This is a genomic window from uncultured Kordia sp. (assembly GCF_947489565.1).
GTDB lineage: Bacteria > Bacteroidota > Bacteroidia > Flavobacteriales > Flavobacteriaceae > Kordia.
Map to the genome: position 1 here is coordinate 336,578 of NZ_CANLEA010000004.1, position 26,237 is coordinate 362,814.

Sequence of the window (26,237 nt, forward strand, 5' to 3'; positions counted from 1 at the left end):
ATTCCATGAAAAAACTGTTACTCACTTCGCTTCTACTCTTCGCTAATTCTATAATGCTAGCACAAACTTTTGTGTACAATGGAAATTCAAATTTTACGAATGATATTATTTGTACGGTGGAAGATGGAAAAGTGTATGATGGCAATTCAAACTTCAGACTCGATATTATAGTAAACATAAAAGATTCCAAGATTTACAAAGGAAATTTCACCTTTATCAAAGATATTATTGCCAATATTAGAGATGGAAAAGTGTACCGAGGAAATTCTTTTTTTCAAGGCGATATTCTCTTCAATATTCAAGACAATGTAATTTACAACGGAAACTCCATTTCGTCTTTTGATATTATTGCCACGATTGAAGATGGTAAAGTATACAAAGGACGATCCAATTTTAGAGGCGATATTCTATTCAACTTTGATGGCGAACTTAGCTTAGAAGAATTTGTCGCAGTTTGGTTTGTAGTCCATCAATAAGCCGTAACTTTGTTGATACACAACGTTTTGAAATCGCATGAGACTTATTTTAATTCCAGGATTGGGATACGACGATCGTATTTTTCACAATCTGAATTTAACAGAATATACAATTGAATACCTAAACTGGATTGAACCGCTTAAAAACGAGCATATTCACGACTATTCACAACGTTTATTTGCTACAATTCCTAAGACTTCTGAAAAAACTATTCTGATTGGACATTCGCTTGGCGGAGTTGTCTCTCAGGAAATTGCAAGCACGCAATCCATTGAAAAAATCATCCTAATTTCAAGCATTATCTCAAGAAAAGAAATACCACTTTCCTTCAAAATTGCCAAACCATTACGATTAGATCTATTTTTCACCAAAGGAATCTGCACGAAATCTATCAAGTTCTGGGGCAAAAGTCACGGTTTCAATGCAGAAACAACACAACTATTTAAAAGTATGATTGGCAAACAAACCAATTCGTACTTACAATGGGCATTGCGCGCTTTATCTTCTTGGTCTGCACCCAAAGTTCCTGCAACTACTAAAATCATTCGGATTCATGGAACCAACGACAAAACCTTGCCGTACAAACTCGTCAGCAAACCTGATTTTATCATTGAAAAGGGAAGTCATATTTGTGTTATCAACGAAGCGGAAAAGATTGCGGAATTCATTAAAAATAATATCTAAAACAAAAACTACTTTCATTTTTTAGTATTTTCGTTACAAAGTCTGTATCGTGAAATATATTTCCATCAACCTCTACAAAAAGATGATCCATCATGCGCTAGCAGAAGGATTACATACAGACGAATTCCAAAGTTTACAAACACCAATAGAAGCCATTCCCAACATCAACGCCGTTCCTGCCGATCACTTTTTTGAATTGCATGAATTTTTAGATGAAAAACTAGGTGCAGGTTTTTCAGTACGTGTAGGACAAGAAATGAAAATTGAAGATTATGGTGTTTTAGGTTTGGCATGGAGAACCTGTTCTTGGGCTGGCGAAATATTTGACCGAAGCGAACGCTATTTCAAATTGCTATCAGACACGTATGTATTTAAGGTTGAAAAAGGCAACGAAATTTCCAAAGTATACTTATATAGAGATGCGCATCGCCGCGGATTGGAATTGTCAAACGAAGCCACCTTTTCTGCAACGGTCGTAGTATTGCAGGCCATGTGTGAAAAAGCTATTTTCCCAGTTTCAGTAGCATTCAAGCATGATCCGCCAAAGAAATTAGACGATTATCACAAAGCGTTTCGATGTCCCATACTGTTCAATCAATCGCACAATATCATTGCGTATAAAACTGAAGATTTAAACCTACGTACTGCCAAAGCCGATATCAGTATCAATAAGTTTTTGGTAGAACGTGTGGAAGAAGAAACCAAAGGCATTGAAATCAACACCAATAAACTCATTACGGATATACAACAATTGATTGAAGATGCCTTGCCTAGCGGAATTCCGAGTGTGGCACAATTGGCTGAAATTCTTGGAATGAGTGCACGTACTTTTACAAGGAGACTTTCCGAACATGGTGTCACTTTTCGCGATTTAATTCAACAGAAACAAGAAGAACGTGCAAAAATATTGTTGAAACAAGTAACTGTAAATATGGCACAAATTGCCTTTGAAACTGGCTTTTCTGAACAAAGTGCTTTCAATCGTGCTTTTAAACGTTGGACAGGAAAAACGCCTATTGAATTCCGTAAATCCTAAGAAAATCAATGCTTTGGCGCAAACTGTCAAAACATTGGCGTAAACGGTCAATCTTCCCTTCACTCCTTTTCTGAATTTTGTCTCATCAAACAAAAACAATCAGTTATGGGACTTATAAACATCATTTTAATTTCAATCATTTCGAAGCTTATATTGCTATTCGCTTCCGCGGAAATGAACTCAGATGCTGTTGCCGTCAAGCAAGAAACGATCACGCTAGAAGTGCATTCAACAGCAACAGAAAAAAGCGAACTATTCACTTGGACTACTTTCAAAAACAACTAATCGATGACACTTAAATTAACAATAATCACAATTGCAACATTGCTCACTGGACTTTCCGCAGGATTGTGTTTTACATGGACAAATGCCGTCACCACAGGAATTGGTAGATTGGACAACTTGGGCTATTTACAAGCTTTTCAGCAAATGAATCGCGCCATTATCAATCCGACGTTTATACTGGTCTTTTTCGGTCCATTCGTAGCACAAATGGGAAGCATATTTTTATTGAAAAATACCTCAACTACGATCATTTCCTTACTTGTAGTGGCAACTCTGCTCTACTTTTTCGGACTGGTATTGGTGACCATTTTTGGAAATGTTCCGTTAAATGAAATCTTAGACAAAACCAAGTTGGCAGAAGCTTCTGTGAGTGATTTACAAACAGTGCGCAATCAGTTTGAAGTCAAATGGAATCGATTGCATCTCATCAGAACTATTACAAGTGTTCTTTCTTTTGGACTCTTGCTCATCACGCTTATCAAAGTATCACAATATAAATTTTAAATACAGTAAACATTATGAAATCAAATATTTTAGTACTTGGTGGCACAGGAAAAACTGGTCGCCGTATTGCTCACATTTTACAAAATCAAGGTCACAACGTACGTATCGGTTCCAGAAATGGCAATCCAGCATTCAATTGGAATGATCCAAAAACCTATGCAGATGCGCTAAAAGGAATGGATTGTGCTTATATTTCTTATCATCCAGATTTGGCAATTCCGGGTGCCAAAGAAGCCATTCAAACACTTACAGAAACGGCATTAAAACAAGGATTAGAAAAAGTAGTTTTACTTTCTGGGAAAGGTGAAAAAGAAGCAGAAGCTTGCGAAGAAATTGTGGCTAACTCAGGCTTAAACTATACTGTTGTAAGAGCATCTTGGTTCAATCAAAACTTTAGCGAAAGTGTATTTTTAGATGCAGTCTTAGCAGGTCATCTTGCTTTACCGATGGCAGCTGCAAAAATTCCGTTTGTAGATGCAGATGATATTGCAGAAGTTGCAGTAAAAGCATTGATCGATGATTCGCTCAACGGACAAATCATTACCGTTACAGGTCCTGAAAAGATAACCTTCGAGGAAGCAGTACAAACCATTGCCAAAGCAACTAATAGAACCATCAACTTTCAAGAAATTTCACTCAATGATTATTTAGAAGGTATGAAAAACGCGGGTGTTCCGGAAGATTTTGTATGGCTTTTAGGCTATTTATTTGAAGTCGTAATTGCAAATACAGACAATCAAATGGTTTCTCATGACATTGAAAAAGTTTTAGGAAGAAAAGCAACCAGTTTTACAGAGTTTGCTACAAAAACTGCAGCTACTGGCATTTGGAATCAATCCATACCACAGACGTTGTAGAAATCAACCATCAATCAAAAAACAATCAATGAAAGCTATCTCTTTATGAGGTAGCTTTTTTATAATTTATAACGTATAACCACTTCATCATCGTTACGTAATAATACGTGTTTTTCAAAATTTGATTCTACTGAAACTGCATAAGCTAAATCTTTGATATACATTTGTCTAGATCAAAATTCAGAAAACTAATCACCATGAAAAACACACAAAAAAAACCAAACATTCTTATTCTAATTACCGATCAACAACGAACCATACAGCACTTCCCTGATGGTTGGGCTGAAGAGCATTTGCCTTGGACAACACATTTGAAAAAGACAGGTGTTACGTTTACAAATAATATGTGTAGTTCTACGGCATGTTCTCCGAGTAGATCCACCATTTTTTCTGGAACTTATCCCACGGTCAATGGTGTGCTTAAAGTAAATGACACCATTAATATGAGTCGTACCTTACCTATGGGCGGTTCTATTGCTACTTTAGGGCAAATAATGACTGATTCAGGCTATCAAATGGTCTACAAAGGAAAATGGCACTTAGATGCTTCATTTGCTAATTTTAGTTATATGCGTCCTTCGGATATGGATCGTATGATGATTGAAGATGATGCTATGGAAAATCATTATGCGTTTCCAGGATGGACTTCTCCAGATTTGGGAACATGCGAAACGAATATTACGGAAAGAGGACAACAACCGCCTGATGAAAATAGTCCTTTAAATTCCCTCGGAGGCGGAACTGCAGCTAATGATAATAGAATTGTAAATGGACCTATGTTTTTGGACAGTCAAGAATCGGCAGTAGATTTTATTAAAAACTATGATCCAAATGCAGAAAAACCATTTTGTTTGGTCGTTTCGTTAGCAAATCCGCATGATATTTGGGTATATCCATATACACCAATTAGTGCAGGTTATACGGACAAAGCATGGTTAGGAAAGGCATATGATGATTTTAAATTGCCTGAGAGTTATTTCAGCTCCTTAAAAAACAAACCAAATGCTCAAAAAGAATTTCTAGCAGGTTTTCAAGGAGGAAAGTTAGACAGTGATGAAGAAGCCTTAGATTATTTAAAATTCTATGCGTATTTACAAACGCTTATCGATGATTTAACTGGAGATATTATCAATGCAATGCGATCCAATATACATGTTGGAAAACAGTTAGAGCAAAACACATATGTGATTCGTTTGTCAGATCATGGAGAAATGGCAATGTCGCAAGGCGGATTACGTCAAAAAGAAAATACCATTTACAAAGAAACCATTAATGTTCCTATGATATTTTCCAATCCAAATTTGCCACAGAATATCGTTAAAGATGATTTGGTTTCTCTCATCGATTTAATGCCAACAATTATAGATATTACGGGCGCTAAGGTTGCTGATAAATATGTATTGCAAGGAAAAAGTTATGCCAACGCAGTATTAAAAGGAGAATCTAACGGTAAAGAGTATAACTATTTTGCTACGGATGATTGTTCTATCTCACAATATACCTGCATTCGAGGATTGATCAACAAAAAATATAAATATGCAGTGTATTATGCTGCTGATTACGGAAGTCAAAATTATGGTGTGATCAATTATAATGGTGAAATCTCATTAAATGATGATGGTACAGCTTCAGAAGAAATTCAATATGAATTGTATGACTATAGCACTCATGAAGGAGAAATAGAAGTTGAAAATCTTTTAGCAGATCCTGATAGTGTAGAAGATTCTTTATTAAAAACTTGGAAAGAACTACATGCCATTCTTACTGCTCACATGGAAGAAACGTATACACGACCAAATAATTGGAATTTAGCAGATGTACCAAGTGTAGAAACAGCATAGTGCCTATCAATTATAGAAAAGCTATCTCTTTATGAGGTAGCTTTTTTTTATTATAATCTTTATCTTATATTTAAAAAACTAACTCACTAAAATACTGATATATGTTAACATTTTCTACATTGATTACTTTACTATTAACTATTCTTTATTCTGCGGCTTTATTCTTCTTTGGAAAAGTACTTAGTGATAGCGAACAATTAAGGAGTTTCTTGGGCGTAAAATCGAAAGGTGAAAATTCAGGTGACTTTTCGAACACTACCGATTATGTCGAGAAAATTGGAAATATCTTGATGATTATTGCTGTTATTGGTGCTTTTTATTCAGTAATTACGACATTATTGCTTTTTGCTTAATACCTTAAAGTCATACATTCCAAATATTGGTTTTTAAAAATCTGTAGATTATTCCATTAGAATCTATCTGAGTCCTTTTTATTCAAAAAACAAAAACGCTATCGAAAATTCACTTCTATAGCGGCACGTACTAATACCTGTTTTTGCTTGATTTGGATTGCTTCTCATTGTATTTACATAATCTTTGTTTTACATTTATAAACCATATTATCTAACCTTATTAATCAAGAAACCATGAACAAACCCTTTGATCGTGTGATTACTGTAATGTTTGAGAATCAATACCGTAGTTATGTAATTCAAAATCCATTTCTTAAAAAATTAGCCGCTGCTGGTGCAGATATGACCAATTATTTTGGCGCTTTTCATCCGTCGCAAACAAATTACTTAGCATCTTTTGCTGGTGAAATTTGCGGAGTTACCAATGATACGCCTCCAGCTGCTCCGCTCATGCAAGAAACGTTAGTAGACATCTTAGAAGCTAAAAATGTGAGTTGGAAAGCGTATATGGAAGCATATCCTAATGAACCTTGGAATCCTGCTTGGGCAAATCCAAACTATGATGAAAAATTACAACCAGTTACACAATTTCCACCTGCTGGCGACAATGCAAATCTTTCTAGATATTTTCGTAAACACAATGCTTTTGCTTCGTTTCATAACGTACAGAAAGATGAAGATAGATGGAAAAAAATTGTCAGCGAAAATGAATTTTGGCAAGATGTAGCGAATGATGATTTACCAGAATACAGTTGGTTTACTCCCGATATTTGGAATGACGGACATTATTTATACAACACACATATTGACACCAATCCGCGTACGCAATTAGTACCGCAATTATCTGCTTGGTTAGAACATGTATTTTTGGGAGATATTGAAACTTCAAATCTTCAAGATAGTGCTGCTACTGGACTTAAAAATGTTGGATTGAATCTAGATGTCGATTTATTACTGACCGATCCTGAAAAAGCTTGGGAACAATCCAACATTCCAAAAGGAACCTTGCTTGTAGTTACTTTTGATGAAGCCGATTATGACGCTGACGGTTATGATACCAATTACGATGGTCCAAATCAAATTTATACGGTATTATTGGGCGATATGATCAAACCCGGAACTTCTATTGAAACACCTTACAATCATTACAACCTCATCAGAACGGTTCAAGAAAACTTTCAATTAGATTCTTTACATAAAAACGATTACAAAGCAAACTGGTTTCGCTTTCTTTGGGATGAATCATTTGCTTGGAACGAAGCGACTGACACAAAAATTGATGCGAGTAATGAATTAGCTGTGACTAATGGTGCCGAAGGTACACATATGGTATACGCCAATGCTAATGGACAATTATATAGCAGCATTTTGCAAACCTCTGGTTGGAGTGATCCTACCAAATTAGACATTATCACACAAGGACAAATTGCTTTGGCTTCTGTAGATTCTAAAACGTTTTTAGTGTATACAGGTATTGGCGATGAACTCATGCTTACTACTTATGATGCAGACACAAAACAATGGTCAGACACTTCATCTATAAATATAAAACCGCAAGGTAGTATTGCTTTATCATCGTATGAAGATATCGCTTCTGGCAGTAACAAATTAATGTTATGCTGGGTTTCCGATCAAGGATTCATTCAATCGATGGAAGGAGACGCTACAGGATTTTCTGGAAACACAGTCGCTGTCAATCAACTCACAGATGGCGCCATGACCATGTATCAATTAGGAGCAACCTTATTCTTGGTGTACAAAGAAAGAAATACACGTAAAATGCGCATTACTGCCTACAATACGGGTCCATTCAACGCTTTTGAAGCTCAAGATTTTCAAGGAAATCCTGCGCCGCAAAACAATACAACCTTGCATCAATGGTCGGTTACTGATTTCTCTGTAGGTCACTTCTCAAAGAAAATGGCGGCTTTGGCAGATGAATATCAAAACTTAGGAAACATGGCCATGGCAACTGCTTCTGGAGAAATGCATTTAGTACACAGAGGCGGTTATAACGATTTGCCAAATGTATATACCGAAGTATTTGGACTTACAGGAATTTACGCTGCCGAAAGTCAACTAAGCAACGGTTATGGAACCTTAGATCAAGCGGGTTGGACAAAAGAAGATGAAATGACCGATGTTGCTATTAATGTAACTGGTCCAATTTCTATGGCTTCTGATGGTAAAACACTCACGCTTGTTTGGGCTGATGCCAATACTAAAACCATTCAGTATAAGCAAGGAACGTATTCTTAAATATTATAAATACGCTATTATCATTTCGAGCGCAATCGAAAAACTACTAAACTTTTTGTTTTATAGAATCTCGACTGCGCTCGATTTGACATTTTTAATAAAATGTTTAAGGTCTAGTTATCTTAAAGTAAAGTTATATCGAATTCACGTAAGTTTAGTGTATAAAAAAGCTTGATTAGTTTATCAAATTAAGCTTTTATAATTTTTTTAGTGATTGTTCCTTTTGGCGTTTCTATCTTTAAGAAATAAATGCCTTTACTTTTGATGTTTGAAAGATCTAATTGCATTTGTTCCGCTTTTAATTCCTTAGTTAGCAATTGTTTCCCATCAATAGAAGTTATTGTCAGCTTTCCTTTGACTGCATGCGGAAAGTTAATAAATAATAGATCGTTTACTGGATTTGGAAATATTTGGATATCATTTAAAAACTTTTCTTCTGTTGAAAGTAGAAGAACTATATTAAAATCATCTACCTGTAATGTTCCTGTCACTATTTCTCCATCAAAACTTACATTTGCATTATGTATAATTCGAATTTTTTCGACATTAGACAGGGTATCAAAGACAATACCAAACATACTAGGAACATAGTCACCTTCATCTGTTACTTCTACATCAAAGCCACCTTCTACCCAAAAAACTACATGAGTCCAATCACTCATTGCAGGGACTTCAACGGAATTTATTGTAGCTAATTCAACATTATTGGATCCTTCAAATCCCAATCGCATATGTAACGGAAAGTTATTATCATTTTTTACATCAAAATCAAAACCTATTCCCCATGTATCATCATAAAAATTACCACCATACCCATATACAACAGCCATTTCTCCTATAGCAGTATTAGAGCCATCACAGGTTTTTAACAAATAGTATTGATTAGATTGATATGGAGTCGAATGCATTTCCTGAGAAAGCATTGTTGTAGAACCGTCTGTATTAGTCCAATCAGAAATTCCGTCTTCGAACTCTTCTCCAATTCCACTTATTTGACCATAAAAAAATATGGGAAAGCAATATAGTATTGATACTAGTAATTGTTTTTTCATTGACTAAAATTTTAATAATCGATTTATACCAAATATAAGTTTTAACAACTCTATTTCAAATATCTAGAACCCTAATTCAACATATTTTTTATGCTTTTAGGTTCTTAAAAACAGTATCCAATAATATATGCTTGTATATGAATATCAGATTAAGCTTTTATAATTTTTTTAGTGATCGTTCCTTTTGGCGTTTCTATCTTTAAGAAATAAATGCCTTTACTTTTGATGTTTGAAAGATCTAATTGCATTTGTTCCGCTTTTAATTCCTGAGTTAGCAATTGTTTCCCATCGATAGAAGTTATTGTCAGCTTTCCTTTGACTGCATGCGGAAAGTTAATAAATAATTGATCTGCTACCGGATTTGGATATATTTTGATCTCACTTAAAAAGTTCTCTTTTACAGATAGTGGAATAAAGGTAAAAAGAGAATCCATTTGTAAAGTTCCTGTAACAATTTCGCCATCAAAACTTAACGCTTGATTGTGGATTACTCGAAATTCAGCTACATTTCCTAATGTATGCTGTACAATTGGCACGCCTACATTTGGGTCATAATTTCCAGAAGAAACTACATGAAAATTATCATATATCCCTGGATATAATCCTCCACCTGTAGAAGTACTATTTAAGTCGACCCAATCAGAAAAAGCAGGAACAACTACAGGTTCTAAGGTAATAATTTCAGCATCATTGGCTCCTTTAAATCCAAATCTGATGTACAATGGAAAACTATTTTCATTTTTGATGGTAAAAAAGATGTCCATTCCATATTCGCCGTTAAAAGCGCTTTCATTTGCTGCGGGGATTACTTTGAAAGCCATTTCTCCCACAGCAGTATTGGTTCCATCACATACTTTTTGTATGTATCCATCATCTATATTTGGATGCATTTCATAGGTCAGCATGGTTGTAGAACCGTCTGTATTTGTCCAATTGTAAAATGTATTATCCCCAAAAAAAGCGTCAATTTGCGCGTTTAGTAATATTGGTATTAAAAATAAGATTGTGTAAAGTAGTTGTTTTTTCATAGCATGATGTGTTTTTAATTACTCAGCCAAATATATTTTATTACAATTAATATACTAATTTATAATACATCAAATTGCTTTAAATTCATAAATTTAAACAAATTAAACCGCGTTTTACACACTATGAATCAGTCACATAAACGTATAAACGATATATCTACACAAGTTGACAAGCAATAAAATCAAGATCGAAATTATAAGTTTCAATGATACTGTGCCTTTTCAAAACTTACATTGTAATTATAGAATCTTTATTCTAAATTTACAGTACACATACCATGAGCAAGCGAAAAATTACGTGAGCCAAATTGACAAATTTTTGAACCAATTATACAAGAAAAAAAGGCTTACAAAATCTATTTTTCACAAAAAAAGATGATAGAAGACTATAAAACCATCGATTTATTTGGCAAACTGCTTTTTGAAACCATTATTCTTACGCCTCCATTTAAGAAGCCTAATTTGATGCCAAATGAAGCGTGTTTTTTATATATTTTAAAAGGGGAATATGATTCTATTTCAGAAGTAGATCGCCTAAAAATTGAAGCAGAAGAATCGTTATTGATGAAGTGTGGTAATTATACTTGCAATATGCTTCCTTCCAAAACTTCTAATACCTATCAAGCTTTAGCTGTGCATTTTTATCCAGATATTCTATTAAAAATCTACGAAAATAAACTTCCAAATTTTCTTTTAGAACAACAACCTTTAGAGATCGGAATGTCTAAACTAAATAGTGATGTTTTAATTCGAAAATATATTGAAGGCATCTTGTTTTATTTTGAGAATCCGGAATTGGTTTCTGAAGAACTCTTAATTTTAAAGTTGAAAGAGATTATTCTTCTTCTCAATCAGACTAAAAACGCACCAGCCATACGCGCCATTCTATCAAACTTATTCCATCCAACTTCCTATTCATTCAGAGAAATTATAAAGGCGCATTATTATTCCAATATTTCTTTGGAAGAGCTCGCTACTTTAAACAATCAAAGCTTATCAACTTTCAAAAGAGAGTTTAAAAAAAATTACAATACTTCTCCAGCGGCTTATTTGAGAGACAAGAAATTAGAGAAGTCTGAAAAATTACTAGTTTCAACCGATTTAAGAGCTACTGACATCGCTTATGAATGTGGTTTTAATGATGTTTCTCATTTTTCTAAAACCTTCAAATCTAAATTTGGGGTTTCGCCAACGCTTTATAAAATGAACCATTTTCACAAATCATTGAACTAATTGTAACACAGTTTCCATAGGCTAGTTTTCATCTTTGCATCATTCATTAACGATCAAAATAAAAAAAGATGAAAAAAGTATTAATTACAGGAGCCAGTAATGGTTTCGGATATTTGTCTGCCTTAACATTGGCAAGAAATGGTTACAAAGTTTGGGCAACAATGCGAGATTCCCACGGCAGAAACAAAAGTAAAAAAGAAGCACTTGAAGAAATTGCAAGAAAAGAGAATATTCATATCTCAATTGCCGAACTAGATGTGACTAGTGATGTTTCCGTAAATCTCTTAGCAGAAAAAATTATGGCAACAGATGGAAGTCTTGATGTTTTGGTAAATAATGCAGGAGTTATGTACGTTGGCATTACAGAAGCCTATAGTTTGGAGCAAGTACAGGAACAATTTGACACGAACTTTTTTGGAATCATAAGAACATCAAAAGCATTGCTGCCTTTGTTAAAAAAATCATCTGATGGACTCATCATCAATATCTCATCTCTAGCAGGACGATTGGTTTTTCCTTATTTCGGAATTTATTGTGCCAGCAAATTTGCTTTAGAAGCCTACTCAGAAGCACTTGCTTATGAACTAAAACCCATAGGTGTCAATGTCTCCATTATTGAACCAGGTCCGTATCCATCAGGATTATTATACAGTGGTCCAAAAGAAGATGATCAAGCAGTACTTAACAGTTATGGAGAAATGCAAAATACTCCAGCAGCAATGCTTCAAAATTTTGAGCAGTTTTACAAAAGTGACGCAGCACCAAATCCGCAAGAAATTCCTGATGCCATTTTGCAGGTTATTGAAACTCCAAAAAACAGCAGACCAATACGACAAGCTGTTGGTATTGATTATAATACCAATGAGTTGAATAGTAAAACTACGCCTATTCAGGAGCGTTTACTAAAAGATGCTTTACAAATGGAACACTTAATTTAAATCACGAAACATGAACTATCTAAAAACACTCGCAAGTATTGCGTTAGGCGTATTTCTACTATGTTCCAGCAACTTAGTGGCGCAAAATTCAACTAAAAACACACAAAAAATGAAAACAGAAAATGAAGAAATTGTAAATGTTGCCTTGATATATTTAAAAAAAGGGGAAGAGAAACGCTTTGCAACCTACAAAAAGAAAGGCGGCGCAATTTTAGAAAAGTACGGAGGAAAAATAGAACGAATTGTAAAACCTACCATGCTGGCGAAAGGAGAAATAGAACTGCCTGATGAAATCCATTTTGCTACGTATCCTAATATGGAAACTTTTCATAAATTTAATAATGATCCCGAATTTATAAAGGTGAGAAATGCCTATGCTGTTCCTGCATTGAGAGACATTTCAATTTTTACCTGTAAGAACACAGACTTTCAATTTAAAAAAGAACATGGTGACGCCACAAAAATCTATGGCATAGCGCTCATTTATTTTAATGAAGGTGAAAAGTATAAAAAGCTCTTTGAGGAATACCATGATAAAGCTTGCGCGATTATGCCTGAATTCGGAACGCATTTTGAACGATTTATAGCGCCTTTCCAATCTAAAGGAAGTATACAACAACCTGATGAAATTCACCGTTTTTACTTTGATGATATGGAAGGTTTACAGCAAATGGGAACCGATGCGCGAATGCAAGCGTTATTCCCAAAAAGAGATGCTTCTCTGAAGAATTTATATTTCTTTATTGGCGAAGCTCGTTTATAAAGACATCATAAAATAAAGGCTTGATTTTAAACAACAAATCAAGTCTTTATGATTTTTTTTGTGATAGTTCCTTTAGCGGTTTCAACTTTCAGAAAATATACACCTTTTGTTTTGATTTTTGATACATCTAATTGAATCTGTTTGGATGAAAAATCTCCTTGTAATATTTGTTGCCCTTGAAGAGATGTAATGCTCCAAGTGCCTTTCGCTATTTTTTTTAATTTTATTGAAAGTGTATTCGCAAAAGGATTCGGATATAACTCCAATTGTAAACTTACTGCTTCTTTTATTGATAAACTCGGATTTTCAAACACCTGAACTCTTCCTTCTGTTTCACCATACGGAAATGCCAACGCTAGTCGTCCAGTTTCAGAAAACTCTATAAACGAATTGTAGGGTTGATAAAATAAATTATTCCAAGGTAAGGTAGTATCTCCTAAGATAATTGGAGTATCAACTAAAGTCCAAACATCATCAATTAATCTATATACTTTTACACTATAATTGCCTTCCGCATCTGCTCCAGCTGCACCTATCGCAAGAACATTCCCTGTACTATTTAAAGTTACATCTCGTCCAATTTCGTGTCCCGTAGTTTCTCCGTAAATAGTATTTCCTAGTTGTGACCAACTCGCGTCAGAAGCATTTTGTTGAAATACTTTTACTATTCCTACATCTGTTATATCTGTATCATCGCCTACAGCTCCAATTGCGATTCGAGTAGCGGCAGCATTAAAACTAACTGCGGAGCCAAAATTACGTCCAAAATTAGCAGAACTATCGTTTAAATTAGTACTCGTAGAAACCCAAGTATTTCCTTGCCATTCATATACTCTTGCAGATCCAAATTCGTAGGCTATTGGTGGCATATCTGATGAGTGAATAGTAGGCGAGTTAGGATCACCTATTGCTATTTTAGAACCATCTGCGTTCATTGCCATATTAACACCTCTATCTCCATATATGTTATAGCCAATTATAAATGAATCTCCCATCAACGTCCATTCATCTCCAATAAGTTCATAAACTTCTAAAACCCCTGGTCTCCATACATCCAAATTTCCAACATCTGCAGCTGCAACCATAATTCGAGCGCCATCATCACTTATTTTTGCATCACCTGAATAATTTTCTATGATCAAATTCATATAATCGCCACAAATATGTGTATTCCCCAACTGTTCCCAATCTGTTCCATTAAAACTATATGTTAAAAAACACAAACCATAAGAATCAGGATTTCCACCAACTCCAGAGACCACCAAACGATCTCCATCATAATCCAAATCTACTGGATTATTAAATCCCATCGTTAATGGTCCAATAGGGTTTCCAAGCGCTTGCCAACTTGTTCCTTGCAATTCATATACATTTACATAACCATTATTATCCTTGTCAATAGTAGCTATTCGCAATCCGTCTCCGCTTATAGAGACTGAATTCCCAAATAACAATCGAGCTCCTGTCAATGTTTGTCCTATTTGATTCCATTGGGAAAAAGCAAGATTAAGATTTAAGAGTAAGATACTATATAAAAGTAGTTTTTTCATTGGTTGCAAACTGTAATAATCGATTTATTCCAAATATAAGCAGGAACATCACTGTTTCAAGTGTTTAAAACCCTAATTCAATATATTTTTTATGCTTTTAGGGTACAAAAAAATCATATAAACGTATATGCCCAATACAGCAATGGTGCTTGAATTGGCAAACGAATCAGTGTTTGAATGACGAATTTTCCTTTGCGTTTTGCTTTTTGATAATGATACACATTTGCAGGAAAAATAACGATCAATAACATCATAATTCCAATGGCTGCATACATCCGTGTAGTTTCAAACAATACGCCAATTCCAAGTATAATTTCTATGATACCAACAACAATATTAACGATTGCGGGTTTTGGAACCCATTTTGGCGTAATACTCAAAAAGATTTTCGGTTTCCAAAAATGACAAATACCTGCAAAAATATACATCCCTGCCATGACATATAACGAAATAAGCGCTGAAGTAGACATAACAGTAAAGTTAGTTAATTATTCATAACCTATATAAATAGTTTTATCTTCTCATTCAAAAAATAAGTTCCCTAATTCGCAAAGCATATTCACTCAATACTATCAACGAAAATTTGCTTTCCAGCATAAAAGATAGTAGCTTGAAAACTGTACACTAACCATTAAAACTGATTTGTATGAAAAAACTAGGACTTTTAGTAGTAGCCTTCACGGTAATTGTAGCTTGCGGAACTAAAAAATCAGCATCGACTTCTAAAAAGAAAGTTGCAACCATCAAAAAAGCAAAAAATAAAAACTTTAAACAAACCTTACGCGATCAATATATGTTTGTCGTCACAGAAATATCTACCGATGAATCTTATGGATATACACCGGAGAATGCTGTAGAAGTTGGTGGCGCAAAAGACTCTGAAGGTCCTATAAATGAACGTCGTTATTTAAATGCATTAACAGGACCTAACGGAGAAGAAATCTCTTATTATAGAGCTGGAAGTTGTTGTCCTGTACCAAGCGAAAACTCCATGTTTGGTGACAATGCTATTCTCGATCGCTATCGTGTTGTTTGGGAAGGATCAAAAGATACGATTTCCATCTATATCAATATGTATGATTCCAGTCCGCTAAAAGCTCCTAAAGGCTTTGGATTGCGGAAGTAATAGAACGCTAAAAAAATATTGACACCAAAATCAAGTATTTCATATACATCGATTTTGGTGTTTTTATTTATAATTTGTCCAACCTGCTTTTCAATTTTTAACAATATTCTTATCAAAAAGCACCATTTTTGTTAAAAAACGCACTGTTACGCCTCATATTTTCAAAATTGTGTAACTTTCACTCAACTAATCAATCAAACCAAATATGAAAAAATTACTACAATTGCTGGTAATTATAATTCCGCTTGCCGTTTTGTGTCAGCCGGATACAGAAGTATATCTTTTCGATCTATCAACAGAAAACAATCAAATACAAATTACAAACGGAAAAAACATTTCGAATAACATTGGATATGACAATCAACCTTCATTTCAAAATGATCATACCATTTTATTCGCGTCAACGCGCATCAAACAAACCGACATTTTACAATACAATAGCATCACAGGCGATAAAAAATGGTTGAGTGACACCAAACAAGGAAGTGAATATTCACCAACACAAGTTCCAAAAAGCAAGTATATTTCTGCGATTCGACTCGATACAACTGGTTTGCAATACTTATATTACTACCGAAAAGGGAAAAGCAAAGCCTTACTAAAAGACTTAAAAATTGGCTATCACGTGTGGAAGTCTAGAAATGAATTGGTTTCTTTCGTGTTGGGCGAACCGCACCGATTGGTTGCTTCTAACTTAAAAAACAATACCCATTACACGGTTGATACCAATATTGGACGATCGCTTCACAATATTCCCAATACAAATTTGGTAAGTTATATCAGTAAAAAGAACAAGGTTTGGGAAATTCGTTCTTTAAATGTAAAAACATATGAAACCAAAAAAATAGCAAATACAATTCCGAATGTAGAAGACATGTGTTGGCTGGCTGACGGTTCTATCATCATGGGAAAAGGAAAAGCCTTGTATCGTTTGCATCCTGAGAAAGATACCGAATGGAAAATTATAAAATTATTCGACAAGGAAAACTTTGATAATATTACACGAGTTACTGCAAATGCTTCCAATACAAAACTGGCAATTGCAGCAGAATCTGAAAAGGTTTTAGCACCTACATTGGAAAATATTCGTTGGATTTCGGGCAATTGGAAAGGCGAAGCTTTTGGCGGAATTACCGAAGAGAACTGGAGCGAACCTTCTGGCGGCTCTATGATGGCAACTTTTAAATTGATTGTGGATGGAAAAGTCAACTTTTATGAGATTGAAACCATTTCGGAAGTAAACAACAGTCTTTTACTTCGTCTAAAGCACTTTAACAACGAATTGAAAGGTTGGGAAACGAAAGATGAAACCGTTGATTTCCCGTTGATAAAAGTCACCAAAAACAAAGCTATTTTTGAAGGAATGACCTTTGAATCCGTCGATGAAAACACTATGATTGTATATGTTGCCATAAAGCAAAAAGATGGTTCAACATCAGTCATCCCATTTCATTATACAAAACACAACTAATTAAAAACGAAAACTTATAGTTCTACATATGAAAACAATAATCTCCTCGATCCTACTCTTCACTGTAACTTTTGTAATGTCTCAAACCGATCAACGTTTGTACGATATCATTGATGCTGTTTCAGCAGATCGTATTGAAAACGACATTCGAACATTGGCCAATTTTGGTACCCGAAATACCTTTAGCGACACCGTTTCTGAAACACGTGGAATTGGCGCTGCTAGACGCTGGATAAAAAAAGAATTTGATAATATTTCAACCAATTGTGACAACTGTTTGAATGTGTTTTACCAGAAAGATTTTGTAACGAAAGAAGGCAATCGTCGTGTTCCGAAAGATGCGTGGGTTGTAAATGTAATTGCAGTTCAAAAAGGGACAAAATATCCAAATCGTTATATTATTATGAGTGGCGATATTGATTCGCGTGCAAGTGATACGATGGATTATACTACGGATGCACCTGGAGCAAACGACAATGCTTCCGGAATGGCTGGAACCATTGAAGCTGCGCGTGTTTTATCGAAATACAAGTTTGAAAATAGCATTATTTATGTGGGATTATCTGGTGAAGAACAAGGATTATTTGGCGGACAAGGATTGGCGAAATATGCAAAGGAAAAAGGTTGGGATATTATTGGTGTACTTAACAACGATATGATCGGAAATATTGAAGGTGTTGATGGTGTAATTGACAATCGTTCGTTCCGAATTTTCTCTGAACCAGTTCCTGCCAATGAAACGGAACGTCAACGCAGATCGCGTCGTTTTTACGGTGGTGAAGTAGATGGAATTTCAAGACAATTAGCCAGATACGTGCACAAACAAGTAAAAACATACATGCCAGAAATGAATCCGATGATGATTTATCGCTTGGACAGATTTGGTCGTGGTGGACATCACAGACCATTTAACGATCTTGGTTTTGCAGGAATCAGAATTATGGAAGCGCATGAAAACTACAATCGTCAACATCAAGATATTCGTGAAGAAAACGGTATCAAATATGGTGACGTCATTGAAGGAGTCAACTTTCCATATGCTAAAAAACTAACTGCTGTAAATGCAATCAATTTGGCGAGTTTAGCGTGGTCGCCATTGCCTCCAAAAGAGGTTCAAATTGGCGGAATTGTTCAACCAAGTGCTAAATTTCGTTGGAAAAAATCGGACGATGACAATGTCATTGGTTATAAAATCTACTGGAGAGATACTACAGCTCCACAATGGCAACATTCGCGCTTTGTGGGCGATGTTACCGAATATACTTTGAAAGGAATTGTGATTGATAATTATTACTTCGGAATCGCTACTGTAAGTAAAAATGGGCATGAAAGCTTGATTGTTTTCCCTTCGAAAACGTTTAGATAAATCTTTATGAAAACTACGCTATACATAAGCTTACTATTTCTTTGTTGCTGTTGTTTTATCTCGTGTACGCAAGAAAACAACAACAATGAAGTATTGGTCTTGGGAACAATTCACAGTGGTCATTTGACAAAAAAAGAATATTCTATTGAAAAATTGACCAAACTTATTCAAGAAATAAAACCAGACATCATTCTCACCGAAATTCCGCCAGATCGTTTTGAAGCAGCTATGGAAGGTTTCAAAAAAGATGATAGCATTTCTGAACCGCGCGTAATGCGTTTTCCTGAATATACCGATGTTATATTTCCACTCTCCAAAACCATGGACTTTGAAATTATTCCAACGGCTGGCTGGACGCGACCAATGGCGATGGAACGACAAAAGAAATTACGTGCCATTCGTGAAGATTCTACACGTACCGAAGATTGGCAGGAATATATGAAGGCTGGAAAAATAACGGATTCACTTATGACAGCCATTGGCAAAGAGCACGATCCGTATTTTATTCATACCAATACTTACGACAGCATTTATAACATAAGTCTCAATGTATACAACAAGTTATTTAATGTAGAATTAGGTCTTGGCGGTTGGGACAATATCAACATTGCCCACTATTGGAATATTGAAAAAGCGCTTGAAAAACATCGCTATCAAAACAAACGAATTCTAATTACCTATGGTGCTGGACACAAAGGTTGGTTTCTAAAAGAACTTCGAAAAAGAGACGATATTGAACTGTTAGAAATGAAACCGTTTTTGGATAAGATTCAATAAATTATGAAAGAACGCGAAGAACTCTATTTTAAAAACGACAAGGAATGGCGTGCGTGGTTGGAAAAAAATCACGATACATCTACAGGTATATACCTCATTTTCTACAAAGTAAGTTCTGCTACAGAAAGCATGCGTTGGGAAGAAGCGGTAAAAGTTGCTCTCTGTTTTGGTTGGATTGATAGTACGGTAAAAAGACTAGACCACGAACGCAGACGACAGTATTTTTGCCCACGAAAACCCAAAAGTGTTTGGAGCAAACTCAACAAAAGTTATTTAGTTGAATTGATCGCGGAAAATAAAATGCACGAAAGCGGTTCTCTGAAAATGATTACTGCTATGAAAGATGGTTCGTGGACGGCGTTGGACGATGTTGAAAACTTAGTGATTCCGAAAATTCTACAAGAAGCATTCGACAAAAATCCAACAGCATTTAAAAACTATCAAAATTTCAGTCCGTCCTACAGAAAAAGCTACTTATATTGGTTAAATCAGGCAAAAAGAGAAGCAACGAAAGAAAAGCGTATTGTAGAAATTATTCGATTGTGTAAAAAAAATATTAAAAGTCGGGATGTACGGTAGGTAATATTAAAATTAAAAAACATTATAGTTAATAAAAAATAAGATATAATTTTCCATTCATGTAAGAATTTTCTATTTTTAAAAAGCCAATACCTTACAAGTAGATTCTTATGAAGAAAACTAATATTGTTTATAATGCATTATTAATATGTTTTATATTATGTTGCTTTAGTTGTACTAATGATGATATAACCTCACAAAAACAAAAAGAACTTACCATAAAAAACTTGGGGCTTTAAAGGGTACATTCTATCTCCTGATTCCATTTTTCAAAAAAACGCCAAACTTAAAAAACAAATTGTCGAAAAATTTCGGCAAAATACTACCGTAAACACCAAAACCTTACATTCTGAAACATTAGGGTTTAGTATTGACACCACCAAAGTACAACTTTTACGTTCCGATTCGTATGATAGTTACACCTTTACAGTACAGCGAGAAGACAATGATAATAGTTTCTTAGAAAACTACGTACTGACCTATTATTCAAACAATCGATATACACAGTTTCTCATACGTTATCCTAAAATTGAAAGCAATAATGGTGATCTTACTTTTGATGTATCAAATTGTATCATAACAAGTATTAACGATAGCAATTTACTAACAAAAAATATTGAATGTGCCTCCTATGCACAAGAATGGCAAGCAGGGGAATGTTTCGAAGTAAACTGCAATGCATCGGGAAGTGGAAATGGACAACACAGTCCTGGACAACCCTGTAATGCTGAACCTGGTGACCAACCATACATTTATTGTAATACAGGTATGTGGGTAAATACATTTTGTGTTCAATATTTAAGTGATACGGCTGGTGGCACTGGCGGTGGCGGATCTACTGGAACAATTGGTGGTGGCAATCCCAATCCAAACACACCAACTGAAGAACCTATTGAATTCCCTACGATACCATTTGAAATTCCTGATCCTGACCATCAAAAAAACTGTGCAGAATTGGCGCTTAATGCCAGTAATGCATCTTTTACAGGCAGAATGCAAGAACTATCGACAGCCACTGAAGGTAGCATTGAGAAAGGCTTTGGTATATACAATGGAAGTTATGCAACTCCAGCTACTAGCAACCCTGTAGTAGGCGTACTACTCAATGGAACAACACAAAATGGTCCAAACATACCCTATCATCCATTTCAAAAAGGAATTGCACACAATCATTTAAACAATCCTATATACAAGCATATTGGTGTATTTTCACCTAAAGACATGCAAACTCTTAATAATTTAGTCAGCTTGACCATACAACAAAGTTCACATGTAAAAAAACATGAATTGGTATCATATTTGGTATGTAATGAGGGAAATTACGCTCTAAAAATATCAGACGATACAAAATTGTATAACTTTGCATTGAAATATGCAACCAATGCTAAGTACAGAAGAACAATAGAAAAGTTTTACAATGACAATAATATTACTCATGGGAAAACAAAAAATGATCAAAATAAAGGTTTTTTAAAATTATTAAAAGATGAAGACATTGGAGTTCGGTTTTATGAAGCCGATGCCAACTATCAAAATTGGAAAGAATTGATACTTGACAAAAGTGGTGCGATTATTGAAAACCCTTGCTAATAGTACAACATTATGAAACATACAATATATATATTATTTACATTATTATGTTCCTATCAACTAACTGCGCAAACCGTTATTGACATTGCAGGTGAACGAGAAAGTAAATATTACAAAAATGGAGATTTCTATATGAAAGATATCCAAAACCTATTTCAGCCCTATCTTGGGACTTGGAAATATATAGATGGAAATAAAGAATTCCGAATTACCTTAACTAAAATAACTATGTATCATGAAATTGATGCAGACTCAAATACTGATTACTATACAGATGGTATATCAGTCAGATATCAAAAATATGAAAACGGATTGATGATTTATCAGTCTCCTATAGATTCCTATCCTGATGGCTCTATTAAAGAATTTGGAAAACTAAGATTAGGACTTGTGGATTACCAACGTATCTATAAAAATACTGTACTCAATGTATCTCGAAATGCGGTACATGCTGCACATTTAAATCTAATACCCAATAATGCTGGAAACTATAACTTGCATTTAAAACTCTATACTGAAAAAACAGGGTTAGGCTTAGAATATGAACCTGTAACTACTGGAAATCCATATCATAGTACACCATCCGATATTATAATGACGAAAATGTAAATATGAAAAAATTACTAATCCTATTTACAGTATTATGCTCTTATCAACTAACCGCACAAACCATTATTGATATTGCTGGAGAAGTAGAAATGAAACATTATAAAAATGGGATCTTTTATATGAAAGATCTTCAAAATTTATTTCAACCTTATGTCGGAACTTGGAAATATACAGACGGCAACAAAGAGTTTCATATAACCCTTACAAAAATAACTATGTATCATGAAATTGATACAGACTCAAATACTGACTATTATAGAGATGGTTTATTGATAAGTTATAAAAAGTTTGAAAATGGATTGATGATTTATCAGTCTCCCATAAATTCCTATCCTGATGGTGCTGTTAGTGAATTTGGAAAATTATTTCTCACATTTATAGATTATGAACGTACCTATAAAAATACGGTACTTAATGTTTCTCGAAATGCAGGACATGCTGGATATTTAAATCTAATATCAAACAATACAGGAAGCTATGATTTACATTTTAAACTCTATACTGAAAAAACAGGATTAGGCTTGGAATATGAGCCTGTAACTACTGGAAAGCCGTATCATAGTACACCAACCGATATTATAATGACAAAAATGTAATCAGGCAAAAAGAGAAACAATGAAAGAAAAGCGTATTGTAGAAATTATTCGATTGTGCGAATTAAACGTAAAATCTAGAGATAATAGGTAAAATAATAGCGGTTTTAGATAAAAATCAGAAATCTAATTAATATCTTGGTTTCTCATTTTGAAAATTTAAGAATGAAAAAGAAACCGATTATCGTAGCTTTACTGCTACTTACCACCAATTTTTTCTTTGCCCAAAATGATTGTATTGATGCCATTGTTGTATGTAGCAACGTTGGTTTTGAAAATTTAGATGTTTCAGGATTTGGAACACAAGAATTAGCAAACTCCAATGCATGTGGGCTCCAAGAAACCAATTCTTTATGGCTAGATCTTACTGTAAATACAGGAGGAACTCTAGGCTTTGTACTAACGCCAACACTTACGGACATTAGTGAGGACTTTGACTTTTTTGTTTTTGGTCCCAATCCAACTTGCAACAGTATAGGCCAGTCCATTCGTTGCTCTACAACAAATCCAATAAATGCTGGATTATCAAACAACCTTACAGGAATGAACGAAACGGAAACAGATACCGCTGAAGGTCCTGGTCCCGACGGAAATAGTTTTGTAAGGTGGCTAACGGTAAGTCCCGGAGAACGTTACTTTATAGTTATTGACAGACCACTTGGAATTGGTGGTTTTGATTTGGAATGGACAGGAACCGCTACTTTTAATGCTGCGCCAAACATTATGATACCGCAAGGAACTAATATCGATTTGGAAGAATGTGATGTTGTAGGCGATCCAAATGATGAAGCTACTACATTTGATTTAACCGTAAACTCTGCTATTGCTATTGGCGGTCAAACAGGTGTTACACTCACCTATCACACTTCAAATGCAAATGCACAAACAGGAAATGGACCCATTTTTGATCCTACGGCTTTCCTCAATGCTTCCAATCCGCAAACAATTTACATGCGTTTAGAAGATGATGTTACAGGCTGCTTTAGTACAGAAGAGTTTGAATTAAGCATTTCAGGAGATCTTGATACGGGAATACCAAACGATTTAACAATCTGCGATGATAACAACGATGGCGTTTCTGTTTTTGACTTAACACAAAATAATGTCTTAATTGCCAATGGAATTCCTAGCACAACAGTTACGTTCTACTTATCAGAGATGAATGCACAAACTGATACAAACCCTATTTCAAACATGTATCAAAACCAAAATGCATATACGGAAGAAACAATTTGGGCACGATTAACTTCAGATTCAGGCTGTGTAGGTTTCACTTCATTCACGATTCAAGTTTTTGAATCTCCAACTGCCAATGTTGTCAATGATCAATTCATTTGCGATGATGATAATGACGGACTGTGGAGTTTGGATTTGGATGACTTAACAACTACTGTTTTAGGTCCACAAGATACCATGCTATTTACGGTTACGTATCATGAAAGCCAAGAAGACGCTGATACGAATATGAATCCGTTAACAACTCCATATACAAATACAACTGCATACGAGTTGGAAACTATTTTTGTTCGTATAGAAAATAACGACAATACCAATTGTTTTGATACGACTTCGTTTGACTTTGACGTATTTGATCAACCTATAATAAATACAATAGCAAATTACGAACTATGCGATGATACTACTGATGGCGACGATACCAACGGTTTTACCACATTCGATCTTTCTACCTTAGACACTGAAGTTTTAGGCGGACAAGACAATATGCAATTCAATATTACCTATCATGAAACACTAACAGACGCTAATGATGCTATGAATGTACTGTCAACTAATTATATAAATACAACTGCTGGAGGAAACGAAATAGCGGTTCGTATTGAAAACGTTGACAATCCAAGTTGTTTCAGTACCACAACATTGAATGTAGTTGTACATCCGTTACCCGTAATTACTACTCCTGTTTCTTTACGTCAATGTGATGATGACACGGATGGTGTTTCTGATTTTAATCTAATGGAAGCTAATTCGCTATTGTCGATCGATTCCATTAATGAAACTTTTTCCTACTATACTAATTTAACCAATGCACAGACTGCAACTAGTGCCATTCCTACTCCAACAGCTTATACTGCTGCAAATGGTGGACAAGTTTTTGTTCGAATTGAAACTGTAAACGGATGTTTTAGAATTGGAGAAATTAACCTGATTGTAGCTGCTACACAAATTCCAAATGCATTCCAATTAGCGTACGAAATCTGTGATGATGATGTAGTAGATGGAGACAATACCAACGGCGCTGCCTCATTTGACTTTAGTGACGCGGATGCACAAATTAACGCACTATTTACAGCTACAGGTCAAACACTGACCATTACTTATTATGAAAACGTTGCAGATGCTTTGGCTGAAGAAAATGCAATTGCAGATATCAGTAACCATAGAAATGACGCTTCTCCAAATGTTCAAAATATAGTTGTTCGTGTAGATAGTGATATTGACAATGCTTGTTTAGGTTTAGGAGAACACATCACACTTACAGTAAATCCGTTACCAACTCAAAACGCAATTACAGACTATATTGTGTGTAATGATGATCCCAATCAATTTACATTCGATCTGACAATAAAAGATCCTGAAGTTATTAATGGACAAGCCAATATTGATGTTACCTATCATGAATCGCAAGCAGATGCCGACACAAATACAGGTGCTATTATAAGTCCATATACAACTTTTTCAAGAACGATATATGTACGTGCAATCAATACTGTAACAGGTTGTATAAATACTGCGATGAACTTTGATTTAGTGATCAATGAAAATCCTACTGCAAACATGCCAACGGACTTAATTGTGTGCGATAATGATCCTTTCGATGGAATATTTGCAAGCGATCTTAACACACAAAGTGCACAGATTATAGGAACTCAAACTGATGTGTTTGTTCAATATTATCTAAATCAGGCTGATGCCGAAAGCAACACAAATCCATTAGCTTCTCCATATACAAACATCAGCAATCCGCAAACCATATATGTTAGAATTGAAAACGGTACCACAGGTTGTTTTAATATAACAAACTTTGATATTATTGTGAGTGAAGCTCCTACTCTTTTCACTCCAACTCCTTTAGAATACTGCGATACTGATAACGATGGTATTGGAATTCTTGATCTTACTACTGTAGAAAATGAAGTAACTGGCGGCATGCTGACAGACATTTCCATCACCTATCACGAAACACCAGAAGATGCAGACAATGATGTGAATGAAATCCCGAATGAAACGGCTTACGGAAACATCAA

The 26,237-nt window shown here is 34.9% G+C and carries 24 protein-coding genes and 1 pseudogene; 21 read left to right on the forward strand and 4 right to left on the reverse strand.

All coding sequences use genetic code 11. The features are described 5' to 3' along the window. The first annotated feature begins 5 nt into the window (after positions 1-5). The 9 genes from Q0845_RS07510 (at position 6) to Q0845_RS07550 (ending at position 8,296) form a co-directional block, all read left to right on the forward strand. Positions 6-476 (forward strand): hypothetical protein, encoded by a 471-nt coding sequence (locus Q0845_RS07510; RefSeq protein ID WP_298511334.1) that lies wholly within the window; start codon positions 6-8, stop codon positions 474-476. Between the two features lie 37 nt (positions 477-513). Next, positions 514-1,161 carry an alpha/beta fold hydrolase gene (locus Q0845_RS07515; RefSeq protein ID WP_298511336.1) on the forward strand — a complete coding sequence of 216 codons (648 nt, stop codon included), beginning with the start codon at positions 514-516 and terminating at the stop codon, positions 1,159-1,161. Positions 1,162-1,210: 49 nt separating this feature from the next. After that, positions 1,211-2,197 (forward strand): AraC family transcriptional regulator, encoded by a 987-nt coding sequence (locus tag Q0845_RS07520; RefSeq protein ID WP_298511338.1) that lies wholly within the window; start codon positions 1,211-1,213, stop codon positions 2,195-2,197. 105 nt (positions 2,198-2,302) lie between these two features. Further along, positions 2,303-2,482 (forward strand): hypothetical protein, encoded by a 180-nt coding sequence (locus tag Q0845_RS07525; protein WP_298511339.1) that lies wholly within the window; start codon positions 2,303-2,305, stop codon positions 2,480-2,482. Between the two features lie 3 nt (positions 2,483-2,485). Beyond that, positions 2,486-2,986 carry a DUF1772 domain-containing protein gene (locus Q0845_RS07530; RefSeq protein ID WP_298511341.1) on the forward strand — a complete coding sequence of 167 codons (501 nt, stop codon included), beginning with the start codon at positions 2,486-2,488 and terminating at the stop codon, positions 2,984-2,986. Between the two features lie 14 nt (positions 2,987-3,000). Continuing rightward, positions 3,001-3,843, forward strand: a complete 843-nt coding sequence (locus Q0845_RS07535) for an NmrA family NAD(P)-binding protein (protein WP_298511343.1) — start codon at positions 3,001-3,003, stop codon at positions 3,841-3,843. Positions 3,844-4,040: 197 nt separating this feature from the next. After that, the gene (locus Q0845_RS07540) at positions 4,041-5,684 is read left to right on the forward strand and encodes a sulfatase-like hydrolase/transferase (RefSeq protein WP_298511345.1); all 1,644 of its coding nucleotides are present in this window, start codon (positions 4,041-4,043) and stop codon (positions 5,682-5,684) included. Between the two features lie 101 nt (positions 5,685-5,785). Next, the gene (locus Q0845_RS07545) at positions 5,786-6,037 is read left to right on the forward strand and encodes a hypothetical protein (RefSeq protein WP_298511347.1); all 252 of its coding nucleotides are present in this window, start codon (positions 5,786-5,788) and stop codon (positions 6,035-6,037) included. Between the two features lie 234 nt (positions 6,038-6,271). Next, a complete protein-coding gene (locus tag Q0845_RS07550; RefSeq protein WP_298511349.1) occupies positions 6,272-8,296 on the forward strand; it encodes an alkaline phosphatase family protein in 2,025 nt (674 codons plus the stop codon). Positions 8,297-8,484: 188 nt separating this feature from the next. Here Q0845_RS07550 and Q0845_RS07555 read toward each other — a convergent pair whose 3' ends face one another. Together Q0845_RS07555 and Q0845_RS07560 are read right to left on the reverse strand one after the other, a co-directional pair. Further along, positions 8,485-9,348, reverse strand: coding sequence for a T9SS type A sorting domain-containing protein (locus Q0845_RS07555; protein ID WP_298511351.1), 864 nt, complete (start codon positions 9,346-9,348; stop codon positions 8,485-8,487). A 149-nt stretch (positions 9,349-9,497) separates the two neighbouring features. Beyond that, positions 9,498-10,376 (reverse strand): T9SS type A sorting domain-containing protein, encoded by an 879-nt coding sequence (locus Q0845_RS07560; protein ID WP_298511353.1) that lies wholly within the window; start codon positions 10,374-10,376, stop codon positions 9,498-9,500. A gap of 375 nt (positions 10,377-10,751) precedes the next feature. Here Q0845_RS07560 and Q0845_RS07565 point away from each other — a divergent pair, with 375 nt between their 5' ends. The 3 genes from Q0845_RS07565 to Q0845_RS07575 all read left to right on the forward strand — a co-directional run bounded on the left by Q0845_RS07565 (position 10,752) and on the right by Q0845_RS07575 (position 13,310). After that, entirely contained in the window at positions 10,752-11,609 is an 858-nt protein-coding gene (locus Q0845_RS07565) for an AraC family transcriptional regulator (RefSeq protein ID WP_298511355.1), read from the forward strand. 68 nt (positions 11,610-11,677) lie between these two features. Beyond that, a complete protein-coding gene (locus Q0845_RS07570; protein WP_298511357.1) occupies positions 11,678-12,547 on the forward strand; it encodes an SDR family oxidoreductase in 870 nt (289 codons plus the stop codon). A 109-nt stretch (positions 12,548-12,656) separates the two neighbouring features. After that, positions 12,657-13,310 carry a hypothetical protein gene (locus Q0845_RS07575; RefSeq protein WP_298511359.1) on the forward strand — a complete coding sequence of 218 codons (654 nt, stop codon included), beginning with the start codon at positions 12,657-12,659 and terminating at the stop codon, positions 13,308-13,310. Between the two features lie 38 nt (positions 13,311-13,348). On the opposite strand, the gene Q0845_RS07580 is transcribed toward Q0845_RS07575, so the two are convergent. Both Q0845_RS07580 and Q0845_RS07585 read right to left on the reverse strand, forming a co-directional pair. After that, a complete protein-coding gene (locus Q0845_RS07580; RefSeq protein WP_298511361.1) occupies positions 13,349-14,860 on the reverse strand; it encodes a T9SS type A sorting domain-containing protein in 1,512 nt (503 codons plus the stop codon). Positions 14,861-14,973: 113 nt separating this feature from the next. Beyond that, entirely contained in the window at positions 14,974-15,330 is a 357-nt protein-coding gene (locus tag Q0845_RS07585; protein ID WP_298511363.1) for a MauE/DoxX family redox-associated membrane protein, read from the reverse strand. 176 nt (positions 15,331-15,506) lie between these two features. Here Q0845_RS07585 and Q0845_RS07590 point away from each other — a divergent pair, with 176 nt between their 5' ends. The 9 genes and pseudogenes from Q0845_RS07590 to Q0845_RS07630 all read left to right on the forward strand — a co-directional run. Beyond that, entirely contained in the window at positions 15,507-15,986 is a 480-nt protein-coding gene (locus tag Q0845_RS07590) for a 2-dehydro-3-deoxyphosphooctonate aldolase (protein ID WP_298511365.1), read from the forward strand. Between the two features lie 205 nt (positions 15,987-16,191). After that, positions 16,192-17,457: a DUF6265 family protein gene (locus Q0845_RS07595; protein WP_298511367.1), complete on the forward strand. Its 1,266-nt coding sequence runs from the start codon at positions 16,192-16,194 to the stop codon at positions 17,455-17,457. A 28-nt stretch (positions 17,458-17,485) separates the two neighbouring features. Next, entirely contained in the window at positions 17,486-18,823 is a 1,338-nt protein-coding gene (locus Q0845_RS07600; RefSeq protein ID WP_298511369.1) for a M28 family peptidase, read from the forward strand. Between the two features lie 6 nt (positions 18,824-18,829). Continuing rightward, entirely contained in the window at positions 18,830-19,600 is a 771-nt protein-coding gene (locus Q0845_RS07605) for a hypothetical protein (protein ID WP_298511371.1), read from the forward strand. 3 nt (positions 19,601-19,603) lie between these two features. Further along, entirely contained in the window at positions 19,604-20,179 is a 576-nt protein-coding gene (locus tag Q0845_RS07610) for a YdeI family protein (protein ID WP_298511373.1), read from the forward strand. Positions 20,180-20,947: 768 nt separating this feature from the next. After that, positions 20,948-21,769 (forward strand): hypothetical protein, encoded by an 822-nt coding sequence (locus Q0845_RS07615; protein ID WP_298511375.1) that lies wholly within the window; start codon positions 20,948-20,950, stop codon positions 21,767-21,769. Positions 21,770-21,781: 12 nt separating this feature from the next. Beyond that, the gene (locus Q0845_RS07620; RefSeq protein ID WP_298511377.1) at positions 21,782-22,378 is read left to right on the forward strand and encodes a DUF6705 family protein; all 597 of its coding nucleotides are present in this window, start codon (positions 21,782-21,784) and stop codon (positions 22,376-22,378) included. Positions 22,379-22,380: 2 nt separating this feature from the next. After that, a complete protein-coding gene (locus Q0845_RS07625) occupies positions 22,381-22,974 on the forward strand; it encodes a DUF6705 family protein (protein WP_298511379.1) in 594 nt (197 codons plus the stop codon). 162 nt (positions 22,975-23,136) lie between these two features. Next, positions 23,137-26,237 (forward strand): annotated as a pseudogene (locus Q0845_RS07630) (hypothetical protein); the annotation flags it as partial.